General features: G+C 38.1%; 28 protein-coding genes, 1 tRNA gene and 1 pseudogene. 8 read left to right on the top strand and 22 right to left on the bottom strand.

From position 1 onward, the window contains the following. Positions 1-141 precede the first annotated feature (141 nt). Together DWZ47_RS27755 and DWZ47_RS27750 are read right to left on the bottom strand one after the other, a co-directional pair. A complete protein-coding gene (locus tag DWZ47_RS27755; protein ID WP_117515413.1) occupies positions 142-336 on the bottom strand; it encodes a 2-C-methyl-D-erythritol 4-phosphate cytidylyltransferase in 195 nt (64 codons plus the stop codon). 127 nt (positions 337-463) lie between these two features. Continuing rightward, positions 464-856 carry a hypothetical protein gene (locus DWZ47_RS27750; RefSeq protein WP_117515411.1) on the bottom strand — a complete coding sequence of 131 codons (393 nt, stop codon included), beginning with the start codon at positions 854-856 and terminating at the stop codon, positions 464-466. Positions 857-1,026: 170 nt separating this feature from the next. On the opposite strand from DWZ47_RS27750, the gene DWZ47_RS27745 reads away from it, so the two are divergent. Both DWZ47_RS27745 and DWZ47_RS27740 read left to right on the top strand, forming a co-directional pair. Then, complete coding sequence (locus tag DWZ47_RS27745; protein WP_182281664.1) at positions 1,027-1,281, top strand: helix-turn-helix domain-containing protein; 255 nt, start codon at positions 1,027-1,029, stop codon at positions 1,279-1,281. A 2-nt stretch (positions 1,282-1,283) separates the two neighbouring features. After that, the gene (locus tag DWZ47_RS27740; RefSeq protein WP_117515409.1) at positions 1,284-1,859 is read left to right on the top strand and encodes an ORF6N domain-containing protein; all 576 of its coding nucleotides are present in this window, start codon (positions 1,284-1,286) and stop codon (positions 1,857-1,859) included. 527 nt (positions 1,860-2,386) lie between these two features. Here DWZ47_RS27740 and DWZ47_RS27730 read toward each other — a convergent pair. Further along, positions 2,387-2,773 carry a hypothetical protein gene (locus DWZ47_RS27730; RefSeq protein WP_117515423.1) on the bottom strand — a complete coding sequence of 129 codons (387 nt, stop codon included), beginning with the start codon at positions 2,771-2,773 and terminating at the stop codon, positions 2,387-2,389. A gap of 185 nt (positions 2,774-2,958) precedes the next feature. Here DWZ47_RS27730 and DWZ47_RS27725 point away from each other — a divergent pair, with 185 nt between their 5' ends. Further along, complete coding sequence (locus tag DWZ47_RS27725; protein ID WP_117515405.1) at positions 2,959-3,369, top strand: hypothetical protein; 411 nt, start codon at positions 2,959-2,961, stop codon at positions 3,367-3,369. 107 nt (positions 3,370-3,476) lie between these two features. Here the strand turns inward: DWZ47_RS27725 and DWZ47_RS27720 are convergent, their stop codons facing one another. The 17 genes from DWZ47_RS27720 to DWZ47_RS27645 form a co-directional block, all read right to left on the bottom strand. Next, complete coding sequence (locus DWZ47_RS27720; protein ID WP_117515403.1) at positions 3,477-7,823, bottom strand: hypothetical protein; 4,347 nt, start codon at positions 7,821-7,823, stop codon at positions 3,477-3,479. Next, complete coding sequence (locus tag DWZ47_RS27715; RefSeq protein WP_117515401.1) at positions 7,811-8,248, bottom strand: hypothetical protein; 438 nt, start codon at positions 8,246-8,248, stop codon at positions 7,811-7,813. Before DWZ47_RS27715 ends, DWZ47_RS27720 begins: the two co-directional genes overlap by 13 nt. Next, on the bottom strand, positions 8,245-8,580 hold the full coding sequence (locus tag DWZ47_RS27710) for a hypothetical protein (RefSeq protein WP_117515399.1): 336 nt from the start codon (positions 8,578-8,580) through the stop codon (positions 8,245-8,247). Before DWZ47_RS27710 ends, DWZ47_RS27715 begins: the two co-directional genes overlap by 4 nt. Before the next feature lie 2 nt (positions 8,581-8,582). Next, on the bottom strand, positions 8,583-8,936 hold the full coding sequence (locus DWZ47_RS27705) for a hypothetical protein (protein ID WP_008774729.1): 354 nt from the start codon (positions 8,934-8,936) through the stop codon (positions 8,583-8,585). Further along, on the bottom strand, positions 8,933-9,187 hold the full coding sequence (locus DWZ47_RS27700; protein WP_117515397.1) for a hypothetical protein: 255 nt from the start codon (positions 9,185-9,187) through the stop codon (positions 8,933-8,935). The genes DWZ47_RS27705 and DWZ47_RS27700 overlap by 4 nt, the downstream gene beginning before the upstream one ends. Next, on the bottom strand, positions 9,153-9,509 hold the full coding sequence (locus DWZ47_RS27695) for a DUF5681 domain-containing protein (protein WP_117515395.1): 357 nt from the start codon (positions 9,507-9,509) through the stop codon (positions 9,153-9,155). Before DWZ47_RS27695 ends, DWZ47_RS27700 begins: the two co-directional genes overlap by 35 nt. Before the next feature lie 80 nt (positions 9,510-9,589). Further along, complete coding sequence (locus DWZ47_RS27690; RefSeq protein ID WP_117515393.1) at positions 9,590-10,234, bottom strand: hypothetical protein; 645 nt, start codon at positions 10,232-10,234, stop codon at positions 9,590-9,592. After that, complete coding sequence (locus tag DWZ47_RS30505; protein WP_158570400.1) at positions 10,215-10,385, bottom strand: hypothetical protein; 171 nt, start codon at positions 10,383-10,385, stop codon at positions 10,215-10,217. Before DWZ47_RS30505 ends, DWZ47_RS27690 begins: the two co-directional genes overlap by 20 nt. Positions 10,386-10,443: 58 nt before the next feature. Then, positions 10,444-10,893 (bottom strand): hypothetical protein, encoded by a 450-nt coding sequence (locus DWZ47_RS27685; protein ID WP_117515391.1) that lies wholly within the window; start codon positions 10,891-10,893, stop codon positions 10,444-10,446. 31 nt (positions 10,894-10,924) lie between these two features. Next, the gene (locus DWZ47_RS27680; protein WP_117515389.1) at positions 10,925-11,227 is read right to left on the bottom strand and encodes a hypothetical protein; all 303 of its coding nucleotides are present in this window, start codon (positions 11,225-11,227) and stop codon (positions 10,925-10,927) included. A 75-nt stretch (positions 11,228-11,302) separates the two neighbouring features. Beyond that, entirely contained in the window at positions 11,303-11,701 is a 399-nt protein-coding gene (locus DWZ47_RS27675) for a RusA family crossover junction endodeoxyribonuclease (RefSeq protein ID WP_117515388.1), read from the bottom strand. 2 nt (positions 11,702-11,703) lie between these two features. Beyond that, positions 11,704-13,071 carry a replicative DNA helicase gene (locus DWZ47_RS27670; RefSeq protein WP_117515386.1) on the bottom strand — a complete coding sequence of 456 codons (1,368 nt, stop codon included), beginning with the start codon at positions 13,069-13,071 and terminating at the stop codon, positions 11,704-11,706. Positions 13,072-13,089: 18 nt separating this feature from the next. Further along, complete coding sequence (locus DWZ47_RS27665) at positions 13,090-13,752, bottom strand: DUF6291 domain-containing protein (protein WP_117515384.1); 663 nt, start codon at positions 13,750-13,752, stop codon at positions 13,090-13,092. Next, positions 13,745-14,053: an AbrB family transcriptional regulator gene (locus tag DWZ47_RS27660; RefSeq protein ID WP_182281663.1), complete on the bottom strand. Its 309-nt coding sequence runs from the start codon at positions 14,051-14,053 to the stop codon at positions 13,745-13,747. The genes DWZ47_RS27665 and DWZ47_RS27660 overlap by 8 nt, the downstream gene beginning before the upstream one ends. 2 nt (positions 14,054-14,055) lie before the next feature. Continuing rightward, positions 14,056-14,355: a helix-turn-helix domain-containing protein gene (locus tag DWZ47_RS27655; RefSeq protein WP_117515380.1), complete on the bottom strand. Its 300-nt coding sequence runs from the start codon at positions 14,353-14,355 to the stop codon at positions 14,056-14,058. Between the two features lie 173 nt (positions 14,356-14,528). Beyond that, entirely contained in the window at positions 14,529-15,263 is a 735-nt protein-coding gene (locus tag DWZ47_RS27650) for a hypothetical protein (protein ID WP_117515378.1), read from the bottom strand. Positions 15,264-15,269: 6 nt separating this feature from the next. Then, positions 15,270-16,595, bottom strand: a complete 1,326-nt coding sequence (locus DWZ47_RS27645) for a tyrosine-type recombinase/integrase (RefSeq protein WP_117515376.1) — start codon at positions 16,593-16,595, stop codon at positions 15,270-15,272. Between the two features lie 419 nt (positions 16,596-17,014). On the opposite strand from DWZ47_RS27645, the gene DWZ47_RS27640 reads away from it, so the two are divergent. From DWZ47_RS27640 to DWZ47_RS27630, 3 genes and pseudogenes are all read left to right on the top strand, one after another. Beyond that, a complete protein-coding gene (locus tag DWZ47_RS27640; protein ID WP_004300785.1) occupies positions 17,015-17,668 on the top strand; it encodes a hypothetical protein in 654 nt (217 codons plus the stop codon). A gap of 200 nt (positions 17,669-17,868) precedes the next feature. After that, the gene (locus tag DWZ47_RS27635; protein WP_008999887.1) at positions 17,869-20,892 is read left to right on the top strand and encodes a PAS domain-containing protein; all 3,024 of its coding nucleotides are present in this window, start codon (positions 17,869-17,871) and stop codon (positions 20,890-20,892) included. A 40-nt stretch (positions 20,893-20,932) separates the two neighbouring features. Next, positions 20,933-21,812: pseudogene (locus DWZ47_RS27630) on the top strand (DMT family transporter). A 59-nt stretch (positions 21,813-21,871) separates the two neighbouring features. Here DWZ47_RS27630 and DWZ47_RS27625 read toward each other — a convergent pair. After that, positions 21,872-21,945: transfer RNA gene (locus tag DWZ47_RS27625), tRNA-Thr, on the bottom strand. 94 nt (positions 21,946-22,039) lie between these two features. Between DWZ47_RS27625 and DWZ47_RS27620 the strand changes: the two genes are divergently transcribed. Then, the gene (locus DWZ47_RS27620; RefSeq protein WP_004300781.1) at positions 22,040-22,642 is read left to right on the top strand and encodes a TlpA family protein disulfide reductase; all 603 of its coding nucleotides are present in this window, start codon (positions 22,040-22,042) and stop codon (positions 22,640-22,642) included. A 144-nt stretch (positions 22,643-22,786) separates the two neighbouring features. Here DWZ47_RS27620 and DWZ47_RS27615 read toward each other — a convergent pair whose 3' ends face one another. Continuing rightward, on the bottom strand, positions 22,787-23,518 hold the full coding sequence (locus DWZ47_RS27615) for a class I SAM-dependent methyltransferase (protein ID WP_117515373.1): 732 nt from the start codon (positions 23,516-23,518) through the stop codon (positions 22,787-22,789). A gap of 95 nt (positions 23,519-23,613) precedes the next feature. Between DWZ47_RS27615 and DWZ47_RS27610 the strand changes: the two genes are divergently transcribed. Continuing rightward, positions 23,614-23,799, top strand: a complete 186-nt coding sequence (locus DWZ47_RS27610; protein ID WP_004300779.1) for a hypothetical protein — start codon at positions 23,614-23,616, stop codon at positions 23,797-23,799. The last annotated feature ends 221 nt before the right edge of the window (positions 23,800-24,020 follow it).

Below are 24,020 nucleotides of genomic sequence, written 5' to 3'. Positions count from 1 at the left end.
ACGCAGAAAGCAAGAAGGATGATACAAATAATTAGTGTAGCGTTCATAATTGATTAAATATCAAAAAAGTGTTCGCCGGGCTTCTTGAATATCCTATAGCCAGTGTATAGGCATCCGAATACTATCAATATCTCCATCTCGTTATAGCTTAATGGTTGCAACCTGTTGATATATCGTGGAGGCTCTTATTATCTCTAATGGTGTACCGGTCACTTCTATTGCTGTGTACTCTTCGTATTCGAATACATTATACTTTATTCCTTCTATCTTTAGCATGGTAGCAATATCCTCCACTTGCTTGCTCTCATGGAGCTTGTAAACCTTTGTGTCTGTCATTGTATATGTTTTATGATGGGGTAGCGTTTTACGATCCCATCCGGTTAATAATTCAGTGAAAGGGAAGCACCTATTTTCACAAACCAGTACTTCCATGAAAACAAATCAAATATTATGAATAAAAAAACTAGTCACCGCAATACGAGCCACACCCGTAGCCCATTGCACGATTAATACGGTTTTGGTACTCATTGTAAGAGATACCCTCTTTGCGTGCTGCTATTTCGCCTTTCATGCGTTCCGCTTTGGCTTCCGCTTCTCTTCTGATCCGGTCGGCTTCGATTTGTGCCTGAAGAAGAACCGAACTAATTGCGGCTTGCTCGTTCTCTTCACGTACCTTTGCTTCACGTGCTTTAGTCTCCGCTTCGATTGCTTGGCGTTCTTCGGCTACTCTAACCTCAAACTTTGCCATGCTCCAAGATTTACGGAGTGCATCGGCAAATGTCGGGTACTTTGCATGAGCGTTTTTGTAAAGGTTGTGAGCTCTCTTCATTATCTTGCTTAAATCGTAACGTGCCATATCTTTTTTTATTTATTGGTTTAACTTTGATGATGCAAATGTAAGCCAATCGTTTTACTTATACAAGAATATGAATTATTATCGTTTTAAATTTAACATCATTTAGTAAGCCAATCGTTTTACATTTCGTTATTCTATGTAATTTTGCAAAGAACTTAATACTTATAGTTATGATAGATAGATTAATGATTAAAGAAGCTATGAAACGTAACGGTACATCCGTAAATGAAGTAGCCGACAAAATGGGAATATCACGGGTGACGTTGAGCACTCATATCAACGGCAACCCATCTACGGAGATACTTTTAAGAATAGCGGACGCTATAGGTTGTCCAGTAACAGAGCTATTCGAGCAACCAAAGAAAGACGGTCTTTCTCTCACTTGCCCCAACTGTGGTACGGAGATTCATATCAAAGTAGAATAGGCATGAACCAGCTAGAGTTAATCCAGAGTAAGATATACGAAATAAGAGGGCAAAGAGTAATGCTTGATTTCGATCTGGCTGAAATGTACGGAACCGAAACCGGACAACTGAAACGGGCGGTACGACGTAACATCGAACGTTTTGAAGGTGAGGACTTTATGTTTGAACTAACAAAAGAAGAACTTTCAAGATGCCAAATTGGTATCTTGAACAAAGGTAGAGGAAGCAACTTTAAATACATGCCTTTTGCCTTCACTGAATTAGGGGTGGCAATGCTTAGTAGTGTTCTTAATTCAAAGATTGCAATAGAAATAAACCGGGGGATCATGCGTGCCTTTGTCGCTATCCGGCAAATGCTGGCTAATCCACCCGTAGACCGGTTAGGCAATATTGAGAAAGAAGTCAAAGAGCTAAAAGAATACATAGAGGAAGTATTTGCGGACTACAACGACATAAACGACGATACCCGGATGCAGCTGGAACTAATCAACCAGACCTTAGCCGAGCTTCAGGCGCAAAAGAAGATGGAGAATAAGCCACGTAATCCGATCGGGTTTATTAAGCCAGAGAAAAAATAAAGAGAAAGCCCGTACATGATTTGCTAACCTGTGCGGGCGTTTCTATATCTTATTTAATCACTGTTAATTTGCTGTTAATAACAGGGAGTCAACGTCCACTATTTTGTGGAAGCCTCAATAATATCATTCGCAATTTGAAGGGGTATGCCGAAAATCCGGCTACCCTTTTCATGTGGGCAGAAATTTCCGTCTCATTGATAATCTTCTTTGACCTGATACAAACAATGTTTGGGTCAGCTTTTCATCTTCAGGCAATAAAGGAAACACGATAATTCCCGTATTTAAAACGTAACTCACAATTACCTTTAAAAGTAAAATGTGTGATTAACCCATATTTAATACGTAAATACTTGATTATCAATTTTAGTGGAATTTTCCCCGGAAATACGGAAAACACTCCGGCAAAAACCGGATGGATTATTTTCTTCAGTATTATAACCAGTCCACGCACGGATCGGTTTTGCGGATTCTGCCGGGAAACTCCCTTGCCCGAAATGGCGAAGGGGATATTATCAACCAACCCCGATCTATGTATGTTGATTATCTCGTTTAAATAAACTCTTTTCTATCTCCTGCCAAAGTGCTATCATTGCCTTTGTCGGTTCATCATCCTTACCTATAAATTGAAAATCTCCCCTACAGTATGGTGTACCGTCAAAGTTTACAAGATCAAGAAGATAGTTTTTAGCCCTGATAGGGCGCAAATAACACAATTTCCTATATTCCATATACTGTTCGTCTGAAATCGGTTGAAAAACGATTGTTTCTTGGTAAGTGAACACAATATCATAAACCCCGTACCCAATATAAAGGACACGGATCGAAAAGGGTTTGTTCGCCTTGATTATCTCCTTCTGCTTTTTACCTTTCACTCCAACAATTACCGTTGTTTTTTCGTTGATTTCTGAAAACATAGTACGATATTTAAAAGTAAATAGTATATTTGTACTATGAATTAGGGAAGGGCGTCTATCTAGTGGTTCGGGTGACGCTCTTTTACTTTGTATCTTCCGCAAAATTAGAAAACATTTATAATAGTTGTTTTTTGTTTCTTCTTTTTGTACGTTTGTGCATTGTATAACATAAAACACACTGAATTATGGAAAATATCACACTATTCGCATCTATTGTAATCATCGTATTTGGTGTATTACAGATTATTTTGTTCTTCAAGTTATGGGGTATGACTAGTAATGTCAAAAGGATAAAAGATAATATAATAAATGGTACTGATGTTTCTTTTGAAAGTGCCAAAAAAGAATTATTGGCAGGAAACCCCGATAAAGCATTTGAAATCTATAATAGATGTTTTATAAACGATATCTTTGTCATATACAAAGAAGTAACAGCTGGTGAAATGAGTGATAAGTATATCACAGAGGAATATATCAGCAAATATCAAGACAAATGTAATTTATATAAAAAAGAGCTATCTAAACTTGGGGGTAATTATTCTATTGATTTTTCACGTTTTGATACTGTAGATAAATTGAGGAGTATTTTATCATAAATTAGAGCTAATTATAGAATAACGGTACTATTAAAATTAAAAAATAGCAATCCCCGGCTACTTATCACAAGCGGTCGGGGATTCTTCTATAATGGCATGGAATAAAATTAACGACGTGATAAACCGTTAGTATTTTGTTTAATACCGTCTAATACCTGGGTTATCTTAGGAAGATTTTTATTAAGACTACTAGAGTTATCGGCAATAGTTTGCTGATTTATCCTATCTTCCGCACTAAAGGTCAACATCTCACTAACATTGTTTTTAATCGTTTGAACTTCTCCGGTTAGGTTAACTATAGCCGCCTGTAACTGGGCGTTAGATTCTGCCCTCATTGCTATATCAGCTGCAAAAATACTATTCAATGCTTCTCTGTTTGATAGATCGGGAATCTTGAAAGAAGCCTGTGAAGGATCTATGTTAAGTAATATCGAGTTTATAGAATCCAATAGCCTAGTTTGTTCTACGCTTTGACTCTTGATTTCTTCTCCGGCAATTTGCAAAGCGGTGAAACGCCCGTTAAGTTCGTCGATTGAATCTTGCGACGCAGTGGCAAAGCCTTTCTTCGAAGCTTCTTGGGATGAAGAGGAAGACCATCCAAAAACTTCCTCCAGTCGATCACGTTCCGCCAACATCGCATCTGTTATACTTTGTTGCATGGAACGCAACCTGTCTACTTCTGATTCACTGAATACTCCATCTTCTCCAGCTTTAGACCAACTATCATAAAGTTCCTGTATTTTAGTATCGTAGTTCTTGGCTATAACAGACTGAAGTATGGATTTTCTTAAATACTCTTCAAAACTATCGGCAAAATCTTTATTGGTGCTATCAAGATCAGATAACAGGCTTACGTAACTATCTCGGAAACTATCAAAGGATATTCCTGTAATCTGCTCCTTTACTGATTCTATGATTTCCGCCTCCGTCTCTCCGTATTGGATAATATCATCCAAATAACCTCTAAAATCCGTGTCCATTTGCGACCATAGACCGGAATAATTGGTCTTTATCCACTCCAGTTGATCGGCTGACATATAAAGCAAGTTCCACATACTGCTGAATTCGACACCTCCAAGAGCACTAGATATTTCTCCAGCTACATCTTTCCAGTTCTGACCTTCATATTTATAGGAACCTTGCCACATTCTATACGCCATGGAGTGACTACCGGCACTTGCTCCAGCATCTAGTCGTGAACTAGCAAGCTCCCTAGTTATATCTCTTTCGGCTTTCAATAGGTCTAAAGCTTCTTTGCCCGCTTTGGTTGCTTCCGCTCCGTATGATTCGTTTATATAAGCTTTTTTCTTATCTAAGAGTTGATCCCAAACATCAAGTAATACGTCATACTTGGCTACCATCTCGTTGTAATCAGAATAGTTTGCACCTCCGAGCCCCAAATCAATTCCTAACATTTTGAACGGAACCTCAATAGTTCCACCGATGGCACTGATAACATTGTTAACAAGGTTTTTACCAAATTCTATCCCACCATCTTTTCCGAACTCATCAAGAAGAGAAAGGATGGCTGCAATAATTCCCCCTATTTTGCTACCGGATTCACTTAACGCATCTACCAATCCTCCAACAGCACTACCAAAGCTACTTAGGTTAAATTCCGCACTTCCTAGTTGCTTCATAGCATCAGCAACAGCCGTTATATTACTAATTGCCTTATCTCTGGATTTTTCAACATTGGTCTGTGCATTGGCTAGTGTATTTTCGGCTGCATTCTTCTTCTTTTGAGCTTTTTCTATTGCAACCTCATCGCCAGACTCTAACGCTTTATTTAATTCTTCTTGAGCTTCCTTTACTTTATTTACGGCATCCTCATATTCAGTAAGCGAATTTGATAAACCTCCAAAGAAACCACCTTTATCAACAAGAGCATCATTAATGGAATTTATTGCGGTTTCAATAACTTGTATTTGTTCCGGAGTAGCATTTTTGAATTCAGGAGACTTCTTAAACTCCTGCAACTGCTTCTTTATTTTGGTTAGTTGTTCTTTGGTAGCCTTACTTATACTCCCAAAAATCATTTCCCAATTTATTTCGTCTTTAAGCTTACTCAAATCCAAGTTAGCTAAAGCTTCCTCAAACTCCTTTTGTAAGGATGCTGCTTCTCCGGCATTGGCAGCTTTATTGATGGCATCCGTATATTTTCGGGTAATAGCCTCTTTCTTTTGTTGGAATGTACCATATTTTATGATATATTCATTCCACGCCTCTTCTTGACTGCGTATTTGGTCGTTTAATTGTCGCTTGCTTATGATTTCAATAGCATTATCAAAAAGAGAAGTATCAACTTTAACAGAAGAAGGGTCAAATGTTTTCTTTTTATATTTTTTAGTATAGATGCTATTTAGCCTTTCTCGTTCAGTAAATATTTTCTTCTGATATTCAATTTCCGTCCGAACATAATCTTCTCTCCGACGTTTCAAATTTTGAATTTCCAATTTGTTGTTTAATTCACGTTGAGCACGGATTTTGGCTTCTCCTTCTGCCATAGCATCAATACGAACTTGTATAACCTGATTTTCCAAATCTTCTTCTCTTCGCTTTCTTTCAAGAGCCTGTTTATCCAAAAGATTGGCTATCTTCTTTTGTTGGTCTAAAATAGAGTTATACTCTTTAGAAAGCCTTTTATCATCATAAATTTTTAGTTTTTCCTCGGCTTCCGTTTTCTGCTTTATGAGAGCATTATATTGTTTTGCGACTTCTTCCGGTACACCTTGGGTACTTCCTGACTTTAAAACCTTTAAATAAGAATATTGAATTTGTTTTAGTGCATTATCGGCTATCTCAACCTGTTGTTTCCAATAATCATAGGTTCCTTCTTTAGGTTGAGGGAATAAATCTAAAGTTTTTATGTGATTTGAAATAACAGTAATGTTTTTATCATAGTCATTTACATTATTAACAAGATCATTGTATATTTTCTTCTGGTCTTCAACATTTTTACGAGCTTGAATTATCTTGTCTTTTGCTTCAAGTTTGGCTGTAGCCGTTCCAAATCCTTCATTTGCTTTTTTATTGTATTCTGCCGTAACTCTTTCTAATTCCTGTTCAGCTTTAGCAATTGTTAATTTTTGATTTAGTCGTTTCATTTCTTCTTTTTCTCTTTGAACCGACAGTTCCGCAATTCTATCAGCATAAGCCCTTGCTACAGCATTAGCGTAAATTTCCTTACTTAATGCCCTATAGGCATTTTCTAACTTACGCAAATCCACATTCTCACCATCTAATATATCACTATGAGTCTTATAGTTTTTAACCCACTCACGAACAGCCGCATTCCTCTCTGTAGTGGAAAGAGTTACATTTTTTAATTTGTTATACAGAATATCAAGTTGAGTTTGCTCTTTGGCTATGCTAGACCATGCGGACTTTCTAGCCAATGCCATTTCTTGTTCGGCTGAAAGCAAATCAAGGGTAACATCTCTTGCTTTTCCTAAACTTCCAATCCATTTAATTACATCTTTCCCGTATACAGAAAGCAAAGTCAGCCCAACAACAAGAGCGGTCTGCCAACTTAAAATAGATCTTGTAAGCTGTTGCCATACGGGAGCAACAGCCTTGACATCTTTATTTCCTGCTTTTAATTCTGCCTTGAAATTTGCATATTCTTTTCTAGCTTTTGCTATTTCATCAACTAATATCGGAAGGTTATTTGATATTGCAAGAAAAAAAGTATTTGCACTTACAGCTAGTGAAGGAAGTTCACGGGCTACCTGTTGCACTGAATTACCGAGTCCATTCCATGCACTTGCATAATTACCTACATTTCTCTGAAACCTTCCTGAAGCCTGCTCCGCTTCTACCAGTTCTTTATAGACAGTTTGAATACCATTCAAAAGCTCTTTTCCGTATGCTCCTTTCCGTTGGCTTCTACCCAAAGAATCATATACAGCATTTAAATTACTCAATTCTGCCCTTAAAGACTTAATGGAGCCTTCTTGCAAATCCTGTATCTTCTGTGTGTTAACGTATTCTTTTTGCAAGGCCCGGAGATTATCTTTTTCAATCTTTATTTGAGCGTTAACTTTTGCCAATTCATTAACTTTGCCCTGTCCCACATCCGATTGCTTTCTGGCTTCTGACATTGCAAGCCATTCTTTTGTCAAACTTTTGGCTTGCTTTTCAAGGGCGGCAAGTGAACCGGCTTCTGCTTCAAAGTGTTCTGTAGCTTTCTTGGTTTCATCGGTTTGTTTCCGAGTATGTTTTATCAAATTTTCTGATTTTGCCAACTCTTCACCCATTAATTGAACTTTGGAAAGCAAAGTTTCTATCCCATCGTATTCTTTTCTTAACTGACTTAACTGTGTTTCCAGTTTTCTTATTTGTGGAGAATCGGAAGGCAATTTGCTTATCGCTACTGTTACCTTCTCTATTTCCTTTCTTAGCTCCTGTAATTTTTTTACATCTGCTTCTAGCGTAAATTTCAATCCTGCCATTTTACTTTAATATTAGTTGTTACATTTTCTTTTACTTCTCTCTCTAAGACATGGCGAGCAGTGTCCATGACATCAAAACCTTTGCTTGATACAAAGCTTGCGTATTCCATTCCGTCCGCTGCAACAATCCCGTTTTTAGGGCGTTTCCCGTAGATTAGAAGGTTTTCGGTTTTAGCTTTCGCTTCGGCATGCTCTCCATCTGCCGGAACATATAAATCAATGATTTCCCCATTGCGAACAACAGCGGCACCGGGAGCATTACGCAAGTTCCAAGTGTGGTTCTCATAAGTCTTTTTACTACTCTCATTTCTTACTTTCTGGGTATCAACAGCCTTATGAGCCGCATCTATCAAGCCCTGATTAATTTCATCTTCGACTTCTTGGATGAAAGAATCCAAACCGGATAAATCTTTCTTGATTTTCATAGCTTAGGTTTTGCTGCCATTAATGACACATTTTTAGCCATGAGGCTAGCACGTAGTAATATCGGTTGAATAAAATCAACGATTATTATTTTTATCGCTTCTACAACTTCTTTCTTATCTCCCTTACTTAGCCTTTTAGCAAGAGATAAATCTCCAGCAATGAAATAAGATAGTGTATCACATAAAGTATCTTTATCTTTCTCGTTCAATATTTCATAAATATCATTTTTGTTGGGAATATCTCCCAGGCATTTCCCGGCTAATGTTATGCCTTTAATGGTTGGACTTGTAAGATTGTACGTATTTCCACCGATAATAACAGATTTCTTCATAACTATTTATTTTTTTGTTGATAATACTCAAATGCTTTCTTTGGATTTATAACGGAGACATCTACGTTCATCTCCTTAGCCATCCGATAGGCGGCAACCCATTCGTTAATCTCTTGGTAGGGATTACACCTGTCCTTGATCCCGATAAACACCCCAGTGGCAAAGATGTAGAATTGTGGAGCGTATTCTATCAGCCCTCTTTTATCAAAAGCCTTTGCAACCTGTTGGGCGGTTATCTCTATCTCACAGGGCGGAGCGGAGAACATTTTACGGATGCTTTTCTCATACTCCGAATAAATCTCTTTGAATATGTCGCCAAGAACATCACTTGGCAAGTTTAAAATGTTATCTTTCATACTTCGCTATTCTCCTTTTGCACTTTAGCCATATTAAGGCATTTGGCAAACACGCTTTCCGTATCACGCTTTCCGTATTCCTGATAATGCCAGTCAACAGCCTTTTGACAAATCTTCAACCATTCAGGATTTACCGGGTTATTCTCTACCTCAATCCACATAGAAGGAGATATCCCGTTAAAAAGCACGGGATTTTCTCTAATGGCAGATAATATTTCATCTATTTTCTGCTTCCGTTCTTCTGCTTTCATCTCTTAGTCTGTTTATTCGTTCAACAATCTGATCTATTGCTTCGTCAGGTGCATTCTCTAAAAGCTCCTCCAGTCTCTTGTATTCTTCATCAAGCATTTCATTTGGAGACATACTTTGCAACTTCGGAAGCGAATAATTAAGAAGTCCCATGAATGTTTTGATATAGTCTTGTGGAGGTATGCACTTCAAAGCCTGTTCAAATTTATCACGGCCTCCGTCTAATATTTCGGCTACCCATGTTTTTAAATCGGACTTTGCTTTTCCCTTAGCTCCCTTTGGTCTACCTTTGGGATTTCCTGATTTTCCTTTTTCAAACTTCATATTTCACTCTGTTAAAGCCCTGTTATTTACTAGATAACCGGACAGGATCCACACAGATAACCTGCCCGAAATAACTAGATTTATTTTCTTTCAAACATTCTCACAAAAATACCGTTGGAATGACATTCAATCAAAGCACCGGGATAAAGGCGGGCAGTATCTTTTTCAAAGCCTATCACTGCCCTATGTCCTAGAGCACTGCAATAATACTTAGCTGCCATCTCCTGAAGCTTGTTTATTTCATCAACGGCTTTTATTGCCTGATGATAAACTTCTATCTGCTCCGGCTTGTCTATGTAAATCTTTCCTTGTTCATCACACAGGGCAAACGCTTCTTCCTGGGCGTGAATCCAGCCGTCATCACCAATGAAGTACATTTCTGGAAGGACATAAGGAAAGTCTTTCACCGACTTGCGCACGGCTACCTTCAACTGTTCGAACTCCTGCAAGAGCTGGTTGTACATCTGTTCCTTCTGCCTGCGTATGATCGGCAAACTGGCATCATCCAACAGGTCTTTATTAAGGCGTTCCAATACGGTTTTTCCGGTGTTTTCACCGCCAGCAATCAAATCTTGCAATACTTCGGTGTTCAATTCAATACCAAACTCTTCTACTTTTTGGCGGCTTATAATGCCTTGCAATTTGCTAAGCATCTTTTCAAAGTCCCGTCTAAAAGTTGTGTCACCGGAACCGACACAGATTCTTTTAGTTTCCTCTTTTTTCATCTTTCTTTTCCTCCAATCTGTCTTTTATGCGATTAGCCACATCTTCACCCAAACGTGAAGCAACTTCTTTCTTATTGAAAATATCCTTTGTTCCCGAATTAATAAGCCCTATTAATTCTTCGGAGTTCTTTTTTTCGTCTATTTGTTCCATGTCATTTAATTTTTTTATGCCGGGTAGATCATTCAAAACAGACCTACCCGGTATTGGGTTATACAATCTTTGCCAACGCTTTAATTAACTCTTTTGCTGATTCGTTAGTCAGACATACGGAGATGGTTCCATCCTCCGCAATATCGTCCGCCTCCAAATTCCCGATCTCGAAAATAGGTTCATCAATATGTACACCATCTTCTTTGGCATGATGAACGGAAAAATCGTGTCCTGAAAAGTTGTGCAACAATAGCCCGTTTTCCGGTACTCTCTCCGTACTAAGCTTTAGCAAACGGATTGCCAGATTTACGGCTTCTTCCTTACTGATACTACATACCAGATTGTTATCTTCTGTCAAATCAGATTCAGGATCAATTTCTTCAAAAAGAAAAGTAATCTCTTCGGGCATCATCTCTTTAGCGTTTCCCCTAATAATGTATGGGGTAGTTTTTTGTACACTGAATTTTAAATCATTCCGGTTACCAATTTCATAAACTTTATTTTCCATGACTTTAAAATTTTGATTGTTAATAATTTATTTAATTTGAAAATGTCTTTTGCATATATTTCAATACTTTCTTCATTGCGTTCTCGCCATCTCTGATACACCAAGCTGTGTCACCAAATTGTGATGAACGGGGATAGGATTCATAAACCTGTTCGTTTTCGTCCTTCTCCAGATTCGACCGGAACACCTCAAAATATACAATCCCTTCCGGGGTGGTTCTTCGGTAGCAGTACATTCGGTTGCTTTCGTTTTTAGATACCAATTCGAAAGAATCACCGTACTTTTTAAATTTATCCTTTAATGGAGGATATTTTATGCGCTTTAATCTTTCCATTTTAAAATCTTGTTTTTATATTAGCGACTTTCTCCGAAAAGATGAACATCTTATCATCCCGCAAAAGAAAATGGCTTAAATCGCTTTATTTTGGCTGAATATATTTTTTTGCTCGTTTATCTCTTCCATACCAAACTCTACTCTCGGATTCCGGCGATCTATCCGTTTCTCGGCATGAATCTCAAAACATAGGCTGTCGTTTGTAATAGCCTCCACCATTTGCAAGCAATCAAGGATCGTTTTTAGAGCATTATCCAGATCGAAGCGAATATTCCCATGCCAAACACGAATAAACAGCTTGAAACGACCGGAAATGCGCTTTCCTCGATACTTCTTGCATTGTAGGCAGAAGGATTTCTCATACTCCCTGATCCGGTCATTTTTGATGATCCGTTTCTGGCCGTCTTTGCCCGGTACGGCTTGATAGTTGTTTGCTTTCGCTATCACTTGCCCGTAGATTGTTTCTATTTCCATAGCTAGAAGGGATCAGGTTCAATATTTGCCGAAATAGGTATATCCTGTAAGTCGTAAAAGTGAGTGGTCGGAGCATCGAACTTGCAAATAAACTTCATTATCCCGATGTTTCGGCCTTTGGCAATATCTATCATTGCCGTACCTTTGGTGTCTACATGGGAAAACTCTCCCGGATATGGTTTGCCTTTCACCTCCGGACGATAAATCAACATAACCACATCGGCGGCTTCTGCTATTTGTCCGCTATCACGTAAACGGGCTATAGAGGGAACCGGGTTATCTTTGTCTCTGTTGAGTTGCGATAATGCGATAATCCAGATATCAAGCTCTTTTGCTAGATTTTTCAAGCGTCGTGCCACGTCGCCCATCTGTTGCTCCTTATTAGCTCCCTTCATGTTTACGTTGAGAATCTGCAAATAGTCAACAGCCGCACCGTCTATATCATACTTCCGTTTCATGTACCGGATAGAGTTTATTATACTGTCTATATTGCTGGTACTGTTATCGTCGAAATATATCGGAAGATGAAGTAATCTAGCCAACCCTTTATCAAAGCTTTCTAACTGGGAGCTTGTTAATTGAGAGTACATGATTTGATTTGCCGGTACTCCGCTTTCAATAGAAGCCAAACGGGACGCAATTTGCTCTTTTCTCATTTCCATTGAATAGATTATGCTCTTTGTGCCTGAAAGTGCCGCAAACCGCAAAATAGACATTAACAGGGATGTTTTACCCATGCTTTGCTCTGCCGCAATGATTATCAAATCGGATTTTTGCAATCCTCCTGACCTTCTATCAAACTGATCGAATCCGGTAGGCGTTCCGGTTAATGCTGTTTGGCCGGAAAGATTGCGGTTCACTTGTTGGTGTACTCCCGTCAAACCATCCTTTAACGTGTATATGTTGTCCGAAGATTGCCGGAACATACCGGATAGGGATTCGACGGCTTTTGTCTGCACCTGTTCAATATCTTCCTCTTCCGAGGCGGAATGTTTCAGAAGAAACAAACCTATCTCCCTAAATTTGCGGTGTACACTCAAATCAAACAAGCGGTTTACGTATTGATTGAAATCAAGCGTCATACCATCCAGGCGTTTTAATAATTCGGCCACATTGAAAGATATTCCCATTTTATCAAGACACCCTTTTATTGCGATTGGTTCGGGATGATCTCCACGGGATATAATTGCAAGAATAGCCCGGAATATGTTGCGGTTAAATTCGTCATAGAAACAATCTTCCGTCAGATTCTCCGGTATCTCCCCATTGGATAATACAGGACTGGTTAATGTGCCTAGCACTGCCTTCTCACATTCCAAATCATACAGCGGGCATATATTGTCTATTAAGATTTTCTCTGTCTTTGCCATGATTGTAACAGTTTAAAATTATCGTTCTCCGAATTTCTTCTTCAATTCGTCTAATGTGCTGCGATATACATTAGTCCGTTTCTTTGGGAAGTCTTTCCAGTTGTTCAAGCTTTCAAGAACATCGCTAATTTCTTTCTTGGTGTATTTGGCAAGAAGCTTTTGATATTCCGGCTCTGTCATTTGCGTTTTTACCTTCAGTACGAAAGGGCAATGTTTATCTAGCCATTGATTGAATTTTATAAATTCTTCGGATGGAGATGATAAAGAAAGCTCGTCTTTCTTTGATACGATAGTATTTTCTTTAATATCTACTTCAGTAGATACATTATCACTATCATTATCATTATCATTATCAGCTACGTTTGCTAAGTTTTGATTGCAATTGCTAGCATTTGCTACGTTTGCTAAGTTTTGCTTAGCATTTGCTACCTTTTGCTTGCCTCCTTTGCTTCCGGCTTCTCTTCTGCGTTCGCAAACTGTTTTATATTTTTCTGTGTCCCGATCTATTTGTTTCTTTATTACCGAAAAAAGAAGTTTGACCATACCGTCATTACTGGATAGTTCTTCTTCATTACTAGCATATTTCACTACTGAACGAAACAAAACTCCTACTTGTTCGTCGGTGAGTAGCTCTAATTGATCCCCTATATCACAGTATATAACAAAAGACTTTTTATTCATTCTGCATCCCCTCCCAATCAATAGACATTTGCCGTTTGTCCGGCTCTAACCAGTATAGTTTTCTTCTATCGTCCAGGCGAACGTCTTTAATATCCCAGCCTTCATCATTACGGAGGGTGGAGATTACACGTCTGGCATCATTCGAATTTGTTTCAGCGTTGATTTCTTTTGCTGTTACTTTCCGGCCAGATAAGAAAATAGATCGTACCTGTTGAATTATTCGAGATGATTTGTTATCTTTGTTTCCGGATCTATGTTGGAGATTGGCGGTCGTTGAGACTGCCTTTTTCTTTTCTTTCATAGTCACGCCCTCCGATATTTGAATACGACCTGTTTTTTTACTGCCTCATCAATAGCTTCCGCTTCATACAGGATTCTACTACCTACACGTTTAGATGCTATTAGACCGTCTTTAGTAAGTCTTGCCAAAGTAGGTAATGTCACATGAAGTAATTCCGCTGTTTCTTTACGGGTGTAAAACTTGGGTTCTTTCTTTGCTGTTGCAGATAATACCTTTTCAGATATTCTATCTACAATCACATCTATAAATGGAGCAAAGAAGCTCATTATAACTGCTTGCTGAGTTGAATTTAAACCGTTCATAACTTATTCTTTTAAATGGTTATGAAGTCAGGGTGTGCACGTCCTTATCTTCAACTACAAAGTTATATTGTGGTAATATTGGGGATATTGTGGCACAATAAAAAAATAACGCAAAGATATATCTGAATATCAATGCGTTATTAAATAATTGTTGTGAGTTTATTGTGGAACTTTTATAGGTTATCTAAAAAGGGCTTAAAATTAACATCTAGTTCACTATATCCGGCACCATATCTATTGGTTTGTAGTGTCGCTTTCATAAAATCTACATCATTAAAGATATGCTTTTTTATGCCTTCAATCCATAGCTTACGTTTTTCTCTGTCCTCAATTCGACATGCTATTGCTTTAAATATGCATTTTGTTCTATTAATCTCTTTATCTTTTATTTTTAAGGAATTGTTTTCACCATTACTTTTAATTATATTTATGAAATCATCTTTAGAGATGATTTCCCATTGTTTTCCATTGCACTTGTTATATACTTTGCTGATAAGGATCTCGTCAAAGATAATACTATTGTCGCTATTCTCTTTTTCGCTTATAAGATTGGGGATTGTGAAGCGTTTTAAATAATTATTCATATCAACATTGCACATAAAGAAAAGTCTGTAGATATGTAAAACTAATTCCACGACACATAGTGTTGCGTCGTCATACGGGAAAAGACCATCATTTTTTCGAAAAGCAGTGTCTAAATCAAAATCAATACTAGCTGAATGTTCTAAATAGTATGCTATCATCTTTGCGTAATATTCTTTATTATTTTTATCCATCAACAATAGTTTGTTAGAAATAGCATCCAAACACTTGTTTTGCTCTTTGTGGTATTTATTTTGTTTCTCTTGATTTTCATTTATTTGAAAATACATATCAATATATTCACAATAGCTTCTAATATGTTCCATAAATAATTATTTTGCTATTCGTAATTTCGTGAAATAATTCTCTTTAGCTGCTAGCATGCTCTTTTCCGATTCATCCAGTTTAAGGTACGTCTTTAGTTGCTGCTCGCTGTTGTGTCCAGTGATAGCCATAATAGAACTTAATGAAGCCCCGGCTTTATACATATTGGTTGCTAAGCTTCTTCGGCAGGTATGAGTTTTAAGAAGGTCGCAGAAACGTTTCTTTGCTGTATACTCCATTGCTCCCCGTTGTTCGTCCAACTCTACTATTTCCGTCCATCCTAAAGCCTCTCCAATCTCTTTGATATGGTCGTTTATCTTTTGGTCGTAGACTTTGGGAAGTGTACCGTTATATTTGTCAAGGATAGCTGCAACCCGATAATCAAGAGGAATATAAACGATATTTCCGGTCTTTTCCTGTTTAAGTTTGATGTACTTATTGCCATCGGTAAGGGTAACTATCATTTTTGAATTGATGCGCTTATAATCACTTACTCGTTGCCCGGTCAGACAGCCGACTACAAACACATCTTTTATCTTTTCCCATGCCGGACGATTGGATAAATCGTACTCATAAAGTTCCTGTATTCGTTCTTCAGTCAAGTAGACATTATCAACATCTTTATAGATCACATCAAAACCAAACCGGACGTTTGCCGCATCCATTAGTTTAAGCTGTTCGGCTGCATAACAGATTGTTTTGCATATCTTCACCATCCGGGCAATAGTATTAGGGGAATATTCCTTATCTGTGAGGAATGATCGAAAGTCATTATAAAACTCTATTGTCAGATCCTCAAAATCAATAACCTTTAGCCTTGTTTCCTGATACGCTTTAAACTGGGATTGAAAGCCTTTGTAGCTTTTGATTGTTCCAGGAGATATATTTGTAGTTCCTCCCTTCTTTTTCCGTTTTCCTGTTTCGCATTCGTGAATGAATTGTGCTATGAAGTCGTTGAAGTTGGTAGCCTGTTCTTCTTCTAGGGCTTTAGCTTCGGCTTCTGCTCGTTCTTTTTCGGCTGCTATCTGTTCAGCATATACTATTTCATGTATACGCTCTTTAGCCATGTTGGAAGTTATGGCTACACCATTTTTTATTAGTGCGTCAATCGTTGATGAAATAGCGTCTAGTTTAAGGTAAAGTTCTTTTCCTTTGCCTGTCCTGAAAGCTGTTAGAGCTTTGGCTCCTGTTAAAGATTTGTTCCACTCTTTTATATCAACCTCTAATCCGGTAGATACTCGAATGTTAATCTTTGGAACCCTGTTTTGTATGCGAGCGTATAAGGTTGCATATCCTTCGCTTTTGTCAGTTCTCAAAATGAATGTTGCACCCATATTTTTACTTTTATAAGTTGGTACTACAAAGATAGAGATTCTTTTTGATTTGGTACTACATTGGTACTACAAACTTTTATCTTATTTTATTCTATTTTCTTTGTGTGATAAATAATTTGTTGTTTTTCAGTAGTTTATGAAGATAATGTTTTATCTAATAAATAAGGAAAATAAAGAAAAAGAGGTTCGCCAGGAACCTCAAGTAGCACTTTGAATTCCTTGAAAGTCAAGTACTTTCAAGGAATTTCTTTTTGGGGGGACCATTCTGGGGACCAATTAGGTAGTATATTATGGATATACCGTTACTGCATGCGCTAATCCTTTTTATTTTAGGTTTTTCCCTACTGACAATTATGGAATTCACTTATTAATTCTGATTTTCCTGCGTTACTTTTGTTCTAAACCAAAAGAAAAACGCCATGAAAAAGATTTTATTTATCCTGTTTGTTGCCCAGTTTATTTTGGCTCCTTATATAATAAAGGGCTATGGTGCAAATCTTGTTGAAGATAATTATGAGTATTCGGGAGTTGACCAAGGGAGAGAGACTGTTGAAAAGGATATTTTAGGTAATATCATTATCCGTGATGATAATGGTAATAGAAAGACTATTGAAAAGGATATCTTAGGGAATATCATCATTCGTGATGATAAAGGCAATAGAAAGACTATTGAAAAGGATATTTTGGGGAACATCATTATCCGTGATGATAGAGGCAATAGAACGACTATCGAAGAGGATATTTTAGGAAATTTCATTGTTCGTGATGATAAAGGTAATAGAAAGACTATTGAAGAAGATATTCTAGGAAATACCATTATCCGGGACGATAAGGGTAATAGAAAAACTATAGAGAAAGATATTCTGGGAAATACTATTATTCGCGATGACAAAGGTAATAGAAAGACGATTACAAAAGATATCTTTGGGAATACTATTATCGAGGATGATAAGGGGAATAGAACAACTATTAAAAAAGATATTTTTGGAAACGAAATAATTGAATATGGTAACGGTCATGGGAAAATTATTAAAAAGGATATTTTTGGAAATACAGTCATTGAGGAGTATTAAAATGTACTTTTTAAAATGATAATATATGGGATGTCATTTGAGATAGGGGTTATTCACAATATCGTGGATAGCCCCTTATTGTATGTTATAACCTGGCAATAATATGTTCGCTATAAAATCATATTATAATCGTAAAAGTGTATATATTTGCATAGTGCGGAGATAAAATATTTATTTCTAAGTTATTCAAGGATAAAGAAATGGAACACAAACAATTACTAACTGTATTTAATTCACTTCCTGTTGGAATAGGTTTCTTCACAGCCGATGGCACTCTGGTAAGATGCAATGAAAGCTTCTGCCGAATATTTGGCGCTGACTCGCAAACGCTTCTTGGTAATAAACTCAACATAAATGAAAATTCTGTGGTTCCTGACGTGGTGAAGGAAGCAGTTCGTCGTTGTGTTCCGGTACAGATGAGTTTTTTGTATGATTTCGATAAACAGAGAACCGATAAACGTTTTTTCTCTACGCGTACCCGGACCTGCTATTTGAAATGTAATGGTAATCCTCTTTATGATAATGATGGCAAGTTTGTTAATTACATTTTTATCTTTGAAGATATTACAGAAACGGTGAAAAGTGAAGAGGTACTCCGTCAAAGTCGCCGGAAAACGGAGCTTGCTATGAAGGCAGCCAACATCATGTTTTGGGAATTTGATGCAGTGCCCAAATTATTTTATAGTGATAATGAACCGCTGAATGGATACGATCAGTCTAAGCCAGTTAGTATGGCACTATATCTGGAGACTTTGCATCCGGATGACCGTAGTCAGGTTACTGAAGTAATGGAAAGAATGAGCAATGGGGAAGATTTTTCTTTTTCTTTTGATAGCAGGGTTATGTTACCGGATAGCTCAACCTGGCAATTTTGTACGATAAGCGGTGCTCCTTATGAATTTGATTCTAATAAGAAGGTATTGAAATATGTTGGTACCCGAAAGAATAATACGGAGGTGCAGAAAAAGGAGCAGTTCTTCTATAATATATTAAATAATCTTCCGTTATCTGTTCATATCAAAGATGTAGAGAATGATTTCCGCTATGTTTTTTGCAATGAAGAGAGTAAGCTCATGTTTGGTACCAGCGAAGATAAAACTACTTATGATGTGCTGAGTGAAGAAGAAGTAGAGCGTATTCAGAAGACTGATTTAGAGGTATACAATACTGGGAACCCTTATTTCGGCATGGAACGTATTATACTGAAGGATGGACGCAGCTATGATACTATTGTTCGCAAAAGTATAATTGAAGATGATGGCAAACGCTTTCTGTTAAATACCCGCTGGGATCAGAGTTTACAAAATGAACTGAAGCGTCGTGCACAGCTGTTAACTGTCACTATGGAAGCGATGAATGCCTTCACCTGGTTTTTTGAGCCGGCTAAGAACAGGGTGAGTTTCGGTGAAGGTTTTGATAAAAATGGGAAGAAGGCATCAGAAATTAATTCGGTCGAGAAATATCTGACTCTCGTACATCCTGATGACCGACAAAAGTTTGCTGAAACTTTGCAAAAGGCGGTAGAACTAGGAAGCGGTGTATGGGATGTGGAATATCGCATTGACTTTAAAGGAGATGGCATGTATCAATGGTGGGAAACGCGTGGCCTTGTTGAAACCACAACTTTGAACGATGCTCCTTATAAGTATTTGTTCGGTATGACGCAAAATATCGATTCCTATAAGCAGACTGAATTGACCTTACTAAAGAATAAAGAAATACAGGACGCTTTGGTACGACAGAATGAACTGGTTCTTAACAATACGAATTCAGGGTTGGCCTACATCACGAAGGAATATATGGTTCAATGGGAAAATATTTCGTTATGTTCAAAAAGTCTTTCTTTTGAAGCCTACAAAAAAGGTGAACTTTGCTATAAAAGTACATATAATCGTACTTCTCCCTGTGAAAATTGTGTGATGCAACGTGCTTTTGTTTCATTACAGACGGAACAGATGAAGTTTTCGTTGGACAGTGCGCATACCGTTGAAGTGTTTGCCACTCCCGTAGTTCTTGAAGATGGATCTGTGGATGGTGTTGTAATTCGCGTGGATGATGTAACGGAGCGTGAAAAAATGATTAAGGAATTGCAGGAAGCCAAACATCAGGCAGAGCAGTCTGATAAATTGAAATCTGCGTTCCTGGCGAATATGAGTCATGAAATCCGTACTCCCTTGAATGCTATTGTAGGTTTTTCGGAGTTGATGGCTTATGCCGGAGAAGAAGAAAAGGCGGACTATATCCAGATTATTAATAGTAATAATGAGTTATTGCTAAAACTGATAAATGATATACTTGATTTATCCAAGCTGGAAGCCGGTTCGGTAGAACTGAAATACGAACCGTTCGACTTATCCGAACATTTTGAAAACATGTTTACTTCCATGAAGCAGCGCCTGAAGAATCCGGATATCGTGTTAACTGAAATCAATCCTTATCACTGTTGTCAGGTAACTCTGGACCGTAATCGCGTGGCACAAATTATAACGAATTATGTCACTAATGCTATCAAATATACTTCAAAAGGTTCTATTAAAATGGGATATGCATGTAAGGATGGAGGCGTCTATTTTTATGTGAAAGATACCGGTATTGGTATAGCTGATGATAAAAAAGGAAAAGTATTCCAGCGTTTTGAGAAACTTGATGAGTTTGCCCAAGGTACCGGACTTGGACTTTCTATTTGCAAGGCAATTGCAGAAGCTATGGGAGGTAAAGTCGGCTTTGAATCGGTACACAATGAAGGATCGCTGTTTTGGGCATTTTTACCTTGTGAAGTCGATACACTTTCTATGGTAGAAGAGAAGAAAGAAGAGAATATCTCCGGAGGAGAGTTTGGTGCGAATGACGAAGTGATGGAGAAGAGTGCCGGTCGGAAAACAATTCTCATAGCTGAAGATATACAAAGTAATTATCAGCTGGTGTCTACTATCCTGAAGGATCATTATGATTTACTGCATGCGGAGAATGGGCAAAAGGCAGTGGAAATAGCGCGTAGCCAACATGTCGATTTGTTGTTGATGGATATGAAAATGCCTGTACTGGATGGATTGAAGGCTACAGCTGAAATACGTAAGTTTAATGCTAGCTTACCTATCGTCGCACTTACCGCCCATGCTTTCGATTCTGACCGGATTGCTGCAATAAAGGTCGGCTGTAATGAATATCTGGTTAAGCCGCTTGAAAAAATGAAATTAATGGTGGCATTAAAGAAATATTTATAATCTTTGCATTGTGAATATCTGGAATTAGTTGAATATATCGATGAATCGTATTAAAGGTATACTTTATGCGGCGGTATCCTCCTCCACTTTTGGGCTGGCTCCGTTTTTTTCTATAACTCTGTTGTTAGCTGGTTTTTCGGCTTTCGAGGTGCTTTCTTATCGTTGGGGAGTGGCTGCTATTGTATTGACACTGTTTGGATGGTGTTCGGGATGTAATTTCCGGCTGGCAAAGAAAGATTTGTTAGTCGTTTTTTTTATTAAGTTTGTTGCGGGCAACCACCTCATTCAGTTTGCTCATTGCCTATCAGAATATAGCCACGGGGGTAGCATCGACTATTCATTTTATGTATCCGTTGGCTGTATCATTGGCAATGATGTTTTTCTTTCATGAAAAGAAATCTCTTTTGGTGATGCTTGCTGTTTTAATGTCTTTGTTTGGTGCTGCTTTACTGTCATCGGGAGAGTTGGAGGCGAAAAGTTGTGATACAATAGTAGGATTGGTGGCGGCTTGTATTTCTGTCTTTTCTTACGGAGGATACATCATTGGGGTTCGAACAACACGAGCCGCTCAAATCAATTCCACTGTACTGACATGTTATGTTATGGGGATGGGAGCTGTTCTCTATCTGATAGGAGCTATGGCAACTTTCGGGCTTCATCTGGTGACAGACGGTTATATATGGCTGATTATTTTAGGACTTGCATTGCCGGCTACGGCTATTTCCAATATAACTTTGGTACGGGCAATTAAGTATGCGGGACCTACACTGACTTCTATTTTAGGTGCGATGGAACCACTGACAGCCGTTGTGATCGGTGTCTTTGTTTTTAAAGAACTGTTTACCCTGAATAGTGTTATTGGAATTCTTTTGATTTTGTTGGCTGTGGGTATGGTAGTATTTCGTAAGCAAAAATCTTAAAGAAGATATTAATAAAAAATGCTGCTTATCTGATGTGATAAACAGCATTCATTCTGGAGAGCCTCTTGTCGGATTCGAACCAACGACCCCGAGATTACAAATCACGTGCTCTGGCCAACTGAGCTAAAGAGGCGTTTTTCTTTTGCGGGTGCAAAGGTATGAATTTCTTTTAAAAATGCAAATACATCGCATACTTTTTTTATATTTGCAAAGTTACCAATGATTAGATGAAAATGAAAATTATGAATGTATGTAGTGTGGCGCTTTTAGCCATAGGTATATGGGCTTGTTCCGGACAGAAGAAAGGAACGGCGAATGTTGAAGTTGCAACAGATAGTGTAGAAGTAACTGCGGATGCAAAATCAGTTCAGGCAGATAGTACAGGATATATTGTTCGGGTAGGAGAGATGGCTCCGGATTTCACAATTACCTTGACAGATGGGAAGCAAGTGAGTTTATCTTCCCTTCGTGGTAAAGTTGTCATGTTGCAGTTCACTGCAAGCTGGTGTGGAGTTTGCCGTAAAGAAATGCCGTTTATCGAGAAGGATATTTGGTTGAAGCATAAAAATAATGCAGACTTTGCTCTGATTGGCATTGACCGTGACGAACCGCTTGACAAAGTACTGGCTTTTGCAAAATCTACCGGAGTCACTTATCCGTTAGGACTGGATCCGGGAGCTGATATCTTTGCGAAGTATGCATTACGTGAATCCGGAATAACGAGAAACGTGTTGATTGATAAGGAAGGGAAAATTGTAAAGCTGACTCGTTTATATAATGAGGAAGAGTTTGCTTCTCTTGTGCAGGCAATTAATGAAATGCTGAAATAAAAGAGAACCTTCATCAGATGTTTCCAACGGAACATATATGAGTATATAAAAATAGTAACGCTATCCTGATGTGATGGCGTTACTATTTTGGTTATATAGTGACGCTATCCGGAGTACATACCGTCACTATATGATGATGCATTTTCAAGCAATGCTAAGTTTGACCAAGTAATCGTAATGCTTTCCTTCTTTTATCAATTCTGCCTTAAAACCACATTCGGAAGCATATAAGCTAAGAGTCTGGAAATCTACATATAACCAGTCGAATGTGTCTCCTTTTACATCTTTATATTGCATTTGGAAGTCGATCTCTCCGTAGTAATCTCCGGCCAGATCGATGACTATGCTACCGTCTTCCTCTTCAAAAAGATAACGCAAATCACTGGAATCCATAAATATGCATCCACCGGGGTGGAGAATACGTTTCATCCGTTGGAAAAATTCGGGCATATTATTCAGCCGTCCGATGATTCCGGAACCATTCATGAGCATTAGGATCGTATCGAATGTTTCGGAAAATGTTTCATCAAAAAGGTTGATGAGACGAGGATCGTTCACTCCGCGTTGTTTCATTACTTCGACAGATAAGGGAGAAATATCAATGGCGCATACGTCTTTTCCCATTTCCTGAAGTGCGAGCGCATGGCAACCACTTCCGGCACCTACATCCAAAATCCGTCCAGTAGCCATTTGCAGGGCGGTGCGCTCTAGTACAGGCATAGACTGTATACTACGAAACAGTTCTTTGACGGGAATTTCATCTTCTTCGAATTGAGAAGAAAATACCCGCAAACGATCAGCTCTATGATGGTTGAAATAGTCAGAAATAGCGGCTCCCATCGGGTCCTTTTCTGTAGAAAGAATTGTTGTTGCCATTGGTGGTTACGATTGTTAACTTTGCAAAGATAAATAAATCCGTAGAAAAGGGTTATCTTTGCCATCGGAAATGTTGAATACTAATAAATGATTATATGAGTATAGAAGAAGCAATCATGGGTGGCATCGTTTTTAAAGGTAAGAAAGATAAGCCCAAAGAAGAGGAAAAGGTGAAAACGAAAGCGAAAAAAGCGACGTATATTCGTGGACAACATGGTTCGGGTGCAGCGAAGATGAAAGCAGATATCCGGAAGAAAAGAGCTAGCCGACATAAAAAATAAAGGCTGTAGCAATAAACGGATCATCAATCCGGTTGCCTTTTAATCATTGAGGAGTGGCTTTTTTCTGATTAAGCAACTGGCAAGGTGGTGTTTATTTTCGGATACATATTTATAGTATTTGTTGTTTTAGGTATATATACTATGTGTTTGATAGATCATATATTCTACATAAAAAGAGGTTGTGTCAAAACGCTGACACAGCCTTTTTTATGCGCAAAGCC

Origin of the sequence: Bacteroides sp. AF32-8BH (genome assembly GCF_003435205.1) — a bacterium.
Lineage (GTDB): Bacteria > Bacteroidota > Bacteroidia > Bacteroidales > Bacteroidaceae > Bacteroides > Bacteroides ovatus.
The sequence above is the reverse complement of the archived record's forward strand: the minus strand, read 5'-3'. Positions and strand labels throughout refer to the sequence as shown.